General features: G+C 50.6%; 14 protein-coding genes. 8 read left to right on the forward strand and 6 right to left on the reverse strand.

Translation table 11 applies throughout. From position 1 onward, the window contains the following. Positions 1-36: 36 nt before the first annotated feature. Both tatE and K0778_RS09105 read right to left on the reverse strand, forming a co-directional pair. Positions 37-240, reverse strand: coding sequence for a twin-arginine translocase subunit TatE (gene tatE, locus K0778_RS09100; protein ID WP_000503931.1), 204 nt, complete (start codon positions 238-240; stop codon positions 37-39). A 128-nt stretch (positions 241-368) separates the two neighbouring features. Continuing rightward, positions 369-1,157, reverse strand: coding sequence for a deaminated glutathione amidase (locus K0778_RS09105; protein ID WP_063084763.1), 789 nt, complete (start codon positions 1,155-1,157; stop codon positions 369-371). Between the two features lie 92 nt (positions 1,158-1,249). Here K0778_RS09105 and crcB point away from each other — a divergent pair, with 92 nt between their 5' ends. Next, positions 1,250-1,633, forward strand: a complete 384-nt coding sequence (gene crcB, locus K0778_RS09110) for a fluoride efflux transporter CrcB (protein ID WP_000939749.1) — start codon at positions 1,250-1,252, stop codon at positions 1,631-1,633. Between the two features lie 53 nt (positions 1,634-1,686). Here crcB and cspE read toward each other — a convergent pair whose 3' ends face one another. Next, complete coding sequence (cspE, locus tag K0778_RS09115; protein WP_000034825.1) at positions 1,687-1,896, reverse strand: transcription antiterminator/RNA stability regulator CspE; 210 nt, start codon at positions 1,894-1,896, stop codon at positions 1,687-1,689. A 174-nt stretch (positions 1,897-2,070) separates the two neighbouring features. Beyond that, a complete protein-coding gene (pagP, locus tag K0778_RS09120) occupies positions 2,071-2,631 on the reverse strand; it encodes a lipid IV(A) palmitoyltransferase PagP (protein ID WP_001103094.1) in 561 nt (186 codons plus the stop codon). A 585-nt stretch (positions 2,632-3,216) separates the two neighbouring features. Between pagP and dcuC the strand changes: the two genes are divergently transcribed. After that, a complete protein-coding gene (dcuC, locus tag K0778_RS09125; protein WP_000955063.1) occupies positions 3,217-4,602 on the forward strand; it encodes an anaerobic C4-dicarboxylate transporter DcuC in 1,386 nt (461 codons plus the stop codon). Positions 4,603-4,642: 40 nt separating this feature from the next. Here dcuC and dpiA read toward each other — a convergent pair whose 3' ends face one another. Further along, positions 4,643-5,323 (reverse strand): two-component response regulator DpiA, encoded by a 681-nt coding sequence (gene dpiA, locus K0778_RS09130; protein ID WP_000126500.1) that lies wholly within the window; start codon positions 5,321-5,323, stop codon positions 4,643-4,645. Then, positions 5,292-6,950, reverse strand: coding sequence for a sensor histidine kinase DpiB (gene dpiB, locus K0778_RS09135; RefSeq protein WP_000939767.1), 1,659 nt, complete (start codon positions 6,948-6,950; stop codon positions 5,292-5,294). The genes dpiA and dpiB overlap by 32 nt, the downstream gene beginning before the upstream one ends. A gap of 379 nt (positions 6,951-7,329) precedes the next feature. Between dpiB and citC the strand changes: the two genes are divergently transcribed. Genes citC through citG form a run of 6 tightly spaced genes read left to right on the forward strand, consistent with a single transcriptional unit; the run spans position 7,330 to position 12,555 of the window. After that, entirely contained in the window at positions 7,330-8,388 is a 1,059-nt protein-coding gene (gene citC, locus K0778_RS09140) for a [citrate (pro-3S)-lyase] ligase (protein ID WP_000467705.1), read from the forward strand. A gap of 14 nt (positions 8,389-8,402) precedes the next feature. Next, a complete protein-coding gene (gene citD / locus K0778_RS09145; protein ID WP_000700703.1) occupies positions 8,403-8,699 on the forward strand; it encodes a citrate lyase acyl carrier protein in 297 nt (98 codons plus the stop codon). Then, positions 8,696-9,604, forward strand: coding sequence for a citrate (pro-3S)-lyase subunit beta (gene citE / locus K0778_RS09150; RefSeq protein WP_000622357.1), 909 nt, complete (start codon positions 8,696-8,698; stop codon positions 9,602-9,604). The genes citD and citE overlap by 4 nt, the downstream gene beginning before the upstream one ends. A gap of 10 nt (positions 9,605-9,614) precedes the next feature. Next, entirely contained in the window at positions 9,615-11,147 is a 1,533-nt protein-coding gene (citF, locus tag K0778_RS09155; RefSeq protein ID WP_000192245.1) for a citrate lyase subunit alpha, read from the forward strand. Positions 11,148-11,150: 3 nt separating this feature from the next. After that, positions 11,151-11,702 carry a citrate lyase holo-[acyl-carrier protein] synthase gene (gene citX, locus K0778_RS09160; RefSeq protein ID WP_000550411.1) on the forward strand — a complete coding sequence of 184 codons (552 nt, stop codon included), beginning with the start codon at positions 11,151-11,153 and terminating at the stop codon, positions 11,700-11,702. After that, on the forward strand, positions 11,677-12,555 hold the full coding sequence (gene citG, locus K0778_RS09165) for a triphosphoribosyl-dephospho-CoA synthase CitG (RefSeq protein WP_000062459.1): 879 nt from the start codon (positions 11,677-11,679) through the stop codon (positions 12,553-12,555). The genes citX and citG overlap by 26 nt, the downstream gene beginning before the upstream one ends. The last annotated feature ends 1 nt before the right edge of the window (position 12,556 follow it).

Here is a 12,556-nt window from a genome sequence, read left to right on the forward strand (position 1 = left end):
CGAACAAGATATTGAGGGAGCGTCCTGCTCGCCACGTCACTCTTTATGAGAGAGCTTTTCAGCCTGAAGATCAACGTCTGCGCCTTTTTTCGCCGCAGCATCGTCATCATTCATCGCCTTCTTGAACCCTTTAATGGCCGCTCCAAGGTCTCCGCCCAGCGTACGTAACTTCTTAGTCCCAAACAGCAGAACGACCAGCGCCGCAACTACCAGCAGTTTGGTAATACTAATCTCACCCATAGATACCTTCTTGACATATAACCGGCAACAGAACGCGCCTTAAAAACCAGAGAATATTAACGGTCATTCGACGCGCGCACACAATAGCAATCTGTAACAAGGTGAATCAAGCGCCGAGTAAAAAAACATCATAATAATTGCGGCGGCGCAAAGCGACGGTTGTTTAAGACGGGCAGTTGCGCGCGCACCTGACGCACACGTTCGGGCGTCACTTCCGCCATAATGAGTGCAGGCATTTCTGACGCTGCCGCAATGGTGACGCCAAAGGGATCTATAATCCGGCTTTGACCGATATTTTTGTTCCCGCACTCCCCCGCCGCCACCATATAACAGGTGGTATCCAGCGCACGAGCGGCAAGCAACGTTGACCAGTGATGCTCTTTGAGCGGCCCGCGAACCCAGGCGGCAGGAAGTACCAGGATTTCAGCTCCCTGTAATGCCTGTGCCAGCGCCAGCTCTGGAAAGCGTAAGTCATAACAGGTCATCAGACCGACCTTCATCCCTTCCACCTCCAGTAACGGAGCGATTTCATTACCAGCATCAACACGGCGTGATTCCTGAATGGCAAATGCATCATAGAGATGCAGTTTGGCATAACGGGCGACGATGTTTCCTGCCTGAAGTGCCACCAGCATATTCCATGCGCGCCTCGGCGTTGAAGGAACATGAATCGTCAGAATTGTCGTCATCATGTTACGTTTACTTTCTCGCCGTAAACGTCCGAGGAATTCGCCTTCCAGCAGCTGTGCTGATTTAACCGATAGATCTGCATCATGATCATCGCGCGCCAGCAATGCTTCCGGCAGGACAAACAGCGATACGTCGTTTTCCGCCGCCTGCGCCATCAACGAGGCACAAATCTCAGCGTTCTTTTCCCACACAGATGTAACAGCAAACTGTCCTGCGGCAACCAGCATTGCCACCTCCTGTCAGAGTCGTAAAATTCGCCAACGACGATTATTCGGCGTTACACTTATCACTCATACAAATCAAATAGCAGGATTTTGCAGTGTTACAACTTCTTTTAGCAGTTTTTATTGGCGGTGGTACGGGAAGCGTGGCGAGATGGCTGTTAAGTATGCGATTTAACCCACTGCATCAGGCGATTCCGTTGGGGACGCTGACAGCAAACCTGATTGGGGCATTCATCATAGGAATGGGATTCGCATGGTTCAGCAGGATGACGAACATTGATCCAGTGTGGAAAGTATTAATCACCACCGGATTTTGTGGCGGTCTAACAACCTTCTCAACATTTTCGGCAGAAGTGGTGTTTTTGTTACAAGAGGGCCGCTTTGGCTGGGCATTACTGAACGTTTTCGTCAACCTTCTGGGGTCTTTTGCCATGACCGCACTGGCATTCTGGCTGTTTTCGGCCTCAACCGCACACTAAAGACCAAAAAAAACCCGCTGATTAAGCGGGTTTTGAATTCTTGCTGACGTATCTTACAGAGCGATTACGTTTGCAGCAGAAGGGCCTTTGGCACCGTTAGTGATTTCGAACTCTACGCGCTGACCTTCAGCAAGAGTTTTAAAACCATTAGTCTGGATTGCAGAGAAGTGTACGAACACGTCTTTGCTGCCGTCTTCCGGAGTAATGAAACCGAATCCTTTGGACTCATTAAACCACTTAACGTTACCTTTAATCTTAGACATCAAAATTACCTTTACATGAAAAATAGACACAAATGCTGTGTCGGTTACCAGTACACCAATTGTGGTACGCTTTGTCCAGTGTAACTTTACTAAAAAGTGATAAAAGTCGCGTTATTTTTGATGTTACTTATTTTAGCTATTGATTTTAAAGAAGTTACTAAAACTTCATTTGTCTCAAAACTGAAAGCGCATCCAGGCAAAGTACACATTGCCATTGTTGTAGGTACCCGGAATGTAGGTCATCTGAAAAGTCACTGGGCCATAACCCACGGAGGCCAATGGCAGTAGAACCGGGAGAGGGATGTAATTCCAGTTATCGCGTGCCGTTACGCCAGCGGTGAATCCCAGACCTAAATGAAAATTTTCATCCGCCAGCGGTCGCCAGGTACTTTCCCATCCGTATCCGGCAATCGGTTCCCATTTGTTCCACGAGTCCTTAAATGCCATGGCATACAGGCCATGCCAGTTTCCTTTTTCATCCCAACGCGACAGGCCAAAACCGCCACCCCACGGTCGCTCGTTATAGCGATCGGTTTTTTCTTTGTCGTAAGCGAAACGTGCATGCCAGGTGATGGCAGGAATATATAAATCATAATGTTCAGGCTGTTGCCAGGTTTGTGCAATATTTTCTCTAAACGTTGTCATCCACTCATCTGCGTTAGCAAAAACTTTACCAACGCTGATTAACTGAATAAAAACAAAGGAAAAGATAGCGACATATTTACTCACGTTCATTTGTGACCATAAAACATTTATCAAAAATCTACTACTAGCATAGCAAAGCTACAATTAACATAACCTTAATAGACCCAACATAAAGAATAATCTGAATAGCTGCTCATTTATTTCCGCTTGTTCAAGTTAAATATTTCCGCGCATCGATTAAAGATGATGCGTCGTTTTCTGCGATGGGAATAGTCAAAAAAGAAAAACCAAGTCTTTTTTGATGACAAAATGCAATCAAGGAAAAATTATTTTATTTTTTAACGAGATACAACAATCATCTTAACGAAGTATATAATATATCGTCAACCTGTGCTCATATTAGATTATTTTTTGAGCGCACAGCCGCAGCTAACACCATTGCAATTAACAAATTTGCATCAATCCACCATCAATTTGCACACATTATTATGTGATAATTGCCAACCGCTAAATATGCGTTTTGTTATCTATGTATAAAAACAGCAACTTCAATGTCTTAATGGCAGTTTTTCTTGATTTTAATCAGCATTCATCGACAATTTATTGGGCATATTTTTTCCTTAAGCTTTAGGAATTTTTTATTATTTACTTTGGGGCCTGGAGACAGGAAAAATTATGCTGACATTCATTGAACTCCTTATTGGGGTTGTGGTTATTGTGGGTGTAGCTCGCTACATCATTAAAGGGTATTCCGCCACTGGTGTGTTATTTGTCGGTGGCCTGTTATTGCTGATTATCAGTGCCATTATGGGGCACAAAGTGTTACCGTCCAGCCAGGCTTCAACAGGCTACAGCGCCACGGATATCGTTGAATACGTTAAAATATTACTAATGAGCCGCGGCGGCGACCTCGGCATGATGATTATGATGCTGTGTGGATTTGCCGCTTACATGACCCATATCGGCGCGAATGATATGGTGGTCAAGCTGGCGTCAAAACCATTGCAGTATATTAACTCCCCTTACCTGCTGATGATTGCCGCCTATTTTGTCGCCTGTCTGATGTCTCTGGCCGTCTCTTCCGCAACCGGTCTGGGTGTTTTGCTGATGGCAACCCTATTTCCGGTGATGGTAAACGTTGGTATCAGTCGTGGCGCAGCTGCTGCCATTTGTGCCTCCCCGGCGGCGATTATTCTCGCACCGACTTCAGGGGATGTGGTGCTGGCGGCGCAAGCTTCCGAAATGTCGCTGATTGACTTCGCCTTCAAAACGACGCTGCCTATCTCAATTGCTGCAATTATCGGCATGGCGATCGCCCACTTCTTCTGGCAACGTTATCTGGATAAAAAAGAGCACATCTCTCATGAAATGTTAGATGTCAGTGAAATCACCACCACTGCTCCTGCGTTTTATGCCATTTTGCCGTTCACGCCGATCATCGGTGTACTGATTTTTGACGGTAAATGGGGTCCGCAATTACACATCATCACTATTCTGGTGATTTGTATGCTGATTGCCTCCATTCTGGAGTTCCTCCGCAGCTTTAATACCCAGAAAGTTTTCTCTGGTCTGGAAGTGGCTTATCGCGGGATGGCAGATGCGTTTGCTAACGTGGTGATGCTGCTGGTTGCCGCTGGGGTATTCGCTCAGGGGCTTAGCACCATCGGCTTTATTCAAAGTCTGATTTCTATCGCTACCTCGTTTGGTTCGGCGAGTATCATCCTGATGCTGGTATTGGTGATTCTGACCATGCTGGCGGCAGTCACGACCGGTTCAGGCAATGCGCCGTTTTATGCGTTTGTTGAGATGATCCCGAAACTGGCGCACTCTTCCGGCATTAACCCGGCGTATTTGACTATCCCGATGCTGCAGGCGTCAAACCTGGGTCGTACCCTATCACCCGTTTCTGGCGTAGTCGTTGCGGTTGCCGGGATGGCGAAAATCTCACCATTTGAAGTCGTAAAACGCACCTCGGTGCCGGTGCTTGTTGGGCTAGTGATTGTTATCGTTGCTACAGAGCTGATGGTGCCAGGAACGGCAGCAGCGGTCACAGGCAAGTAAATAGTAATGCCGGAGGCAAGTTTCCTCCGGCTTTATCATGTCACCCACTGTGGTATATGCGTTGTGGTCTGCCAACTTTGCCGTGAACAATTTCAGCAATAATCAGATGGCGGCTGGCGCAATATTCAAGATAACGCCTGGCAGTGGTGCGACTGATGGTCAGTGCCTGCGCCACCGTTTCTGCCGTATGTTGCACACCAGGCTCTTTAAACAGTTTTCGCACCGCGTTTAGCGTCAAGGGATCAATGCCGGTCGGCAGTTCGTCTTTAGGTTCACCGCGAGCATAGGCATTAAACATCTCATCAATTTGCTTCTGGCTGGCGCTATCAATACTTTCCAGCATATGTTTACGCTGGCGGAAACGGGTTAGCGTTTGCCCCAGCCGTTCATAGGCAATGGGCTTAATGAGATAATCAAATACACCACAACGTACGGCTTCAGACACCGTTTCCATATCGCTGGCTGCAGTGGTAAACACCACGTCGCCGGGATAATGCGCCTGCACCAGTTCATGCAATAAATTAATCCCTCTGCCGTCAGGAAGATAGTTATCGAGCAAGATTAGCCCCGGCTTAAAACGCTCGATCATCATTCGGGCCTGCGCCAGGTTTCCCGCCAGTAATATCTGACTGAATCCGGGAATGTGACGAATATATTCCGCATGCATCTCTGCCAGCGGCGTTTCGTCCTCAACGATCAATAGGGTTAATGGAGCTGTCATTAGGTTTCACTTTCGGAATATAGATTGAAAACAAGGTACCGCAGGGATCATTATCTTCGAGAGTGATAACACCACCGCAGCGCGTTACGTAGCTGGCAATCAAGTACAACCCAATGCCATGTTCACCGGGCTCGTCAGCACGCGTACTGACCCCCTGCTCAAATATTTTGTCTCGTAGAGACTCTGGAACGCCGCAGCCCTGATCGGCGACTTCAATCACCACATCATCGCCTTCATCGCTGAGGAATAATTCAACGATCTTGTTTCCTTCATCGCTACGCAGGCTGGCTTCGAAGGCGTTATCAAGTAAATTGCCCACAATGGCTGCAAACTCGGTGCTATCCAGTCCTGGCGGCAGTTGCGAAAGCTGGCTACCGGGGACAATGATCATTTTTAGCCCCAGTTCCCGGGCGCGCTGCACTTTACCAAAAAGCAGCCCCGCCACCTGGCGATCGGCAAACGCCTCGCGCAGGCTGTCAATAAGCTGTTGCTGGGCCTGAGACTCCCCCTGCACCATCGCCAGCACGCGATCATACTCTTTCATCTGCAACAGACCATTGAGCGTCGACATCCAATTGAGATGCTCGTGTCGCAATGTACGAAGGCTCTCAACGTATTGTTTTATTTGCGTCAGTTGCGCATTGAGGGTGGAAATTTCGTCTTTACTACGAAAGCTGATAATGGCCCCCAGCAAATCATCACCTGAACGAATAGCTTCCCGGTTGGCAATAACGCTCAGACCGTTAAAGTTCGCCACCACATCCTGACGTTTTTCATCAATCTGTTCGGTAAAGAAATCGGCGGGCCTGACCACTTCAACAATGGGTTTACCCAACCATTGCCGTCCGGGGGAACTCAGCCCCAGCATCTTTCTTGCGTTACGATTGATGGCGGTAATGTAACCATGCGGATCCACCGCAATCAGCCCTTCATAAACCGAACTAAACAGCGCCTCTTGCTGACGGACCACGCGTGCGATTTGCTTTGGCTCCATGCCCATCATCTGCCGACGGATATGCGCTGCCAGGAACCACGACAGCAACATCAGAATCCCTAACAGCACGACAAACACGCCTGCCATCGGTAATAAAAACTCAGCCCGCCAGCTATCGATTTTACTCACCAGGTAGCCAATCGACACCACGCCGATGACTTTTCCATCGTCATCAAAGATTGGCGTTTTGGCGCGCATCGCCATCCCCATTGACCCTTTCCCGGTAATGAAGTAGCTCTCCCCTTTCTCCAGCGCGCCCTGTTTGGTGAACTGCATAGGATAACCAATTTTCTCCGGATTAGGATGGTAAAGGCGGATCGAGTGCCGGTCCCCAATCACCACATAATCAAAATCGGTATCTCTTTGTAATTTGTTAGCGATGGTCGCCAGCCGTTTGTAGTCACGCGTTTTCACCGCAGAGATGACACTGTCATTGGAGGCAATAATTTTCGCCTGATTCATTGCCATGTCGCGTACATGAAGCGTTAAATAGTCCTCAAAACTGGCCGTAAAATATTGCGCCAGGGCTGCAATGACAAATATTGAGAACACCAGAATCAGCAAAAAGATACGCAGCGGAAATGCCAGTCTTTGGAAAAATGCAAACTGTTTATTCTCGTTAAGCTGCAACATTGTTTTCCTTGCGGGTTGTCCCGAGCCTCTTTGACGGATGTAATTAAAATGTTGAATCAAAATACATAGATATTAATTATGATCGTGGCAAATTTTATTCATTAAATCAATTAAATCACTTAAACCTGCAGGTCATTTCGTAATTACATTAATTAAAAAACTTAAAACCATTAAATAAATAAAAAACCACTAACTCTATGTGAAATAAATCAAAATTTCACGCTGCAATACTCCTTAGGATGTATAGCGAAAGGAGAAAAAGATATACCTCGATCACCCCCCTTTCTCCCAAGTGAAAATAAAAGGTTATCAGTTTGCAACATTGAACAACATTCGTTGCAAATCGATAACAACATGCACCTTCAGGATACTATTTATTATGTTCGGCAATGATATTTTCACCCGCGTAAAACGTTCAGAAAATAAAAAAATGGCGGAAATCGCCCAATTCCTGCATGAAAATGATTTGAGCGTTGACACCACAGTCGAAGTATTTATTACCGTAACCCGCGATGAAAAGCTTATCGCGTGCGGTGGAATTGCCGGAAATATTATTAAATGCGTTGCTATCAGTGAATCCGTTCGCGGTGAAGGACTGGCGCTGACATTAGCCACTGAACTGATAAACCTCGCCTATGAGCGGCACAGCACGCATCTGTTTATTTATACCAAAACCGAATACGAGGCGCTGTTCCGCCAGTGCGGTTTTTCCACGCTGACCAGCGTACCCGGCGTGATGGTGCTGATGGAAAACAGCGCCACGCGACTGAAACGCTATGCCGAATCGCTGAAAAAATTTCGTCATCCAGGGAACAAGATTGGCTGCATTGTGATGAACGCCAATCCCTTCACGAATGGTCACCGTTATCTGATTCAACAAGCTGCGGCACAGTGCGACTGGTTGCATCTGTTTTTAGTCAAAGAAGATTCTTCACGCTTCCCCTATGAAGACCGGTTGGATCTGGTGTTAAAAGGCACCGCCGATATTCCACGCCTGACTGTGCATCGCGGCTCCGAATACATCATCTCCCGCGCTACGTTCCCTTGCTACTTCATTAAAGAACAGAGCGTCATTAACCATTGTTACACCGAAATTGATCTGAAGATTTTCCGTCAGTACCTCGCTCCCGCGCTGGGTGTAACTCACCGCTTTGTCGGTACTGAACCCTTTTGTCGCGTTACCGCCCAGTACAACCAGGATATGCGCTACTGGCTGGAAACGCCGACTATCTCCGCACCGCCCATCGAACTGGTTGAAATTGAGCGGCTGCGTTACCAGGAGATGCCGATATCCGCTTCCCGGGTACGTCAACTGCTGGCGAAAAACGATCTCACGGCTATCGCGCCGCTGGTCCCTGCAGTCACGCTGCATTATTTGCAGAACCTGCTTGAGCACTCCCGCCAGGACGCGGCAGCTCGTCAAAAGACCCCCGCATGAGAAACAGGTGAAAAATGAAAATAAACCAGCCCGCCGTTGCAGGCACCCTTGAGTCTGGGGATGTGATGATACGCATCGCCCCACTCGATACGCAGGATATCGACCTGCAAATCAATAGCAGCGTTGAGAAACAGTTTGGCGATGCAATTCGCACCACCATTCTGGACGTTCTCGCCCGCTACAACGTGCGCGGCGTACAGCTGAATGTCGATGACAAAGGCGCACTGGACTGCATTTTACGTGCACGACTGGAAGCCCTGCTGGCACGCGCCAGCGGTATCCCGGCTCTGCCATGGGAGGATTGCCAATGATTTCCGCTTCGCTGCAACAACGTAAAACTCGCACCCGCCGCAGCATGTTGTTTGTGCCTGGTGCCAATGCCGCGATGGTCAGCAACTCCTTCATCTACCCGGCTGATGCCCTGATGTTTGACCTCGAAGACTCCGTGGCATTACGTGAAAAAGACACCGCCCGCCGCATGGTTTATCACGCGCTGCAACATCCGCTGTATCGCGATATTGAAACCATTGTGCGTGTCAACGCGCTGGATTCCGAATGGGGTGTTAACGACCTGGAAGCCGTCGTTCGCGGTGGTGCGGACGTTGTGCGTCTGCCGAAAACCGATACCGCTCAGGATGTTCTGGATATTGAAAAAGAGATCCTGCGTATCGAAAAAGCCTGTGGTCGTGAACCCGGCAGCACCGGCCTGCTGGCGGCGATTGAATCTCCGCTGGGCATTACCCGCGCAGTGGAAATCGCTCACGCTTCCGAGCGTTTGATCGGTATCGCCCTCGGTGCAGAAGACTATGTGCGCAACCTGCGTACAGAACGCTCCCCGGAAGGAACTGAACTGCTGTTCGCACGCTGTTCCATTTTGCAGGCCGCGCGCTCTGCGGGTATTCAGGCGTTCGATACCGTCTATTCCGACGCTAACAACGAAGCTGGATTCCTGCAAGAAGCCGCCCACATCAAACAGCTGGGCTTTGACGGCAAATCGCTGATCAACCCGCGTCAGATTGATCTGCTGCACAACCTCTACGCACCGACCCAGAAAGAAGTGGATCACGCCCGCCGCGTCGTAGAAGCCGCTGAAGCCGCCGCTCGCGAAGGCCTCGGCGTGGTTTCCCTGAACGGCAAGATGGTGGACGGTCCGGTTATCGATCGCGCCCGTCTGGTGCTCTCCCGTGCAGAACTTTCCGGCATCCGCGAAGAATAAGGCAATCAAAATGACGCAGAAAATTGAACAATCTCAACGACAAGAACGGGTAGCGGCCTGGAATCGTCGCGCTGAATGCGATCTTGCCGCTTTCCAGAACTCGCCGAAACAAACCTATCAGGCTGAAAAAGCGCGCGATCGCAAACTGTGCGCCAACCTGGAAGAAGCGATTCGTCGCTCTGGTTTACAGGACGGCATGACGGTTTCCTTCCATCACGCTTTCCGTGGCGGTGACCTGACCGTCAATATGGTGATGGACGTCATCGCGAAGATGGGCTTTAAAAACCTGACCCTGGCGTCCAGCTCCCTGAGTGATTGCCATGCGCCGCTGGTAGAACACATTCGCCAGGGCGTGGTTACCCGCATTTATACCTCCGGCCTGCGTGGTCCACTGGCGGAAGAGATCTCCCGTGGTCTGCTGGCAGAACCGGTGCAGATCCACTCTCACGGCGGACGTGTGCATCTGGTACAGAGCGGCGAACTGAATATCGACGTGGCTTTCCTCGGCGTCCCGTCCTGTGATGAATTCGGTAATGCCAACGGCTACACCGGTAAAGCCTGCTGCGGCTCCCTCGGCTATGCAATGGTTGATGCCGACAACGCAAAACAGGTCGTGATGCTTACCGAAGAACTGCTGCCTTATCCGCATAATCCGGCAAGCATTGAGCAAGATCAGGTTGATTTGATCGTCAAAGTTGACCGCGTTGGCGATGCTGCAAAAATCGGCGCTGGCGCGACCCGTATGACCACTAACCCGCGCGAACTGCTTATTGCCCGTAGCGCTGCGGATGTGATTGTCAACTCTGGCTACTTCAAAGAAGGTTTCTCCATGCAAACCGGCACCGGCGGCGCATCGCTGGCGGTAACCCGTTTCCTGGAAGACAAAATGCGTAGCCGCGATATTCGCGCCGACTTCGCCCTTGGCGGTATTACCGCGACGATGGTTGACCTGCACGAAAAAGGTCTGATCCGCAAACTGCTGGATGTGCAGAGCTTTGACAGCCATGCTGCGCAATCGCTGGCCCGTAACCCCAATCACATCGAAATCAGCGCCAACCAGTACGCTAACTGGGGTTCGAAAGGCGCATCGGTTGATCGTCTCGACGTGGTGGTACTGAGCGCGCTGGAAATTGACACCCAGTTCAACGTTAACGTGCTGACCGGCTCTGACGGCGTACTGCGTGGTGCTTCCGGTGGTCACTGCGATACCGCGATTGCCTCTGCGCTTTCCATCATCGTCGCGCCGCTGGTACGCGGTCGTATTCCGACTCTGGTGGATAACGTGCTGACCTGCATCACCCCAGGCTCCAGTGTCGATATTCTGGTCACAGACCACGGTATCGCAGTTAACCCGGCACGTCCGGAACTGGCAGAACGTCTGCAGGAAGCGGGCATTAAAGTGGTTTCCATTGAGTGGCTGCGCGAACGTGCGCGTCTGCTGACCGGTGAACCACAGCCGATTGAATTCACCGACCGCGTCGTTGCCGTTGTGCGTTACCGCGATGGCTCGGTGATCGATGTTGTGCATCAGGTGAAGGAATAAGCCATGCACCTGCTTCCTGAACTCGCCAGCCACCATGCGGTGTCAATTCCCGAGCTGCTCGTCAGCCGGGATGAAAGGCAAGCACGGCAACACGCCTGGCTCAAGCGCCATCCTGTTCCACTGGTCTCCTTTACCGTGGTTGCGCCTGGGCCGATTAAAGACAGCGAGGTCACACGCCGAATTTTTAATCATGGCGTGACAGCCTTGCGTGCCTTAGCCACAAAGCAGGGCTGGCAAATTCAGGAGCAGGCTGCACTGGTTTCCGCCAGCGGGCCGGAGGGCATGTTGAGCATTGCCGCCCCGGCTCGCGACCTCAAGCTCGCCACCATTGAGCTTGAACATAGTCATCCTCTCGGGCGGTTATGGGATATCGATGTCCTGACGCCCGAAGGCGAAATTCTCTCCCGCCGCGACTATTCACTGCCGCCTCGCCGCTGCCTGTTGTGCGAGCAAAGCGCAGCTGTTTGTGCGCGTGGAAAAACCCATCAACTGACCGATTTACTCAACCGCATGGAGGAGCTGCTGAACGATGTCGATGCCTGCAACGTCAACTAAAACCACAAAGCTTGCGACGTCATTAATCGATGAGTACGCCCTGCTGGGCTGGCGCGCCATGCTGACTGAAGTCAATCTGTCACCGAAACCAGGCCTTGTGGATCGCATTAACTGCGGTGCGCACAAAGATATGGCGCTGGAAGATTTCCACCGCAGCGCGCTGGCGATTCAGGGCTGGTTACCCCGTTTCATTGAATTTGGTGCCTGTAGTGCAGAAATGGCACCAGAAGCGGTACTCCACGGATTACGCCCAATTGGTATGGCTTGCGAAGGTGATATGTTCCGCGCCACTGCGGGCGTAAACACGCATAAAGGCAGCATTTTTTCTTTAGGGCTGCTATGTGCGGCAATTGGCCGTTTGCTTCAGCTCAACCAGCCGGTAACGCCAACAACCGTTTGTTCTACGGCGGCAAGTTTCTGCCGTGGCCTGACCGATCGCGAACTGCGTACCAATAATTCACAACTGACGGCAGGTCAACGGTTGTACCAGCAGCTTGGCCTTACCGGCGCACGCGGTGAAGCCGAAGCGGGTTATCCACTAGTGCTCAACCACGCCCTGCCGCATTACCTCACTCTGCTGGATCAGGGGTTAGATCCTGAACTGGCATTGCTCGATACCTTGCTCCTACTGATGGCGATCAACGGCGATACCAACGTTGCATCGCGCGGTGGCGAGGGGGGCCTGCGCTGGCTACAGCGCGAGGCGCAAACATTATTGCAAAAAGGGGGCATTCGAACCCCCGCCGATCTCGATTATCTCCGGCAGTTCGACAGGGAGTGTATCGAACGAAATCTCAGTCCAGGCGGCAGTGCCGACCTGCTGATCCTTACCTGGTTTTTAGCACAGATTTAAT

This window comes from Escherichia sp. XD33 (genome assembly GCF_019375075.1).
Lineage (GTDB): Bacteria > Pseudomonadota > Gammaproteobacteria > Enterobacterales > Enterobacteriaceae > Enterobacter > Enterobacter flexneri_A.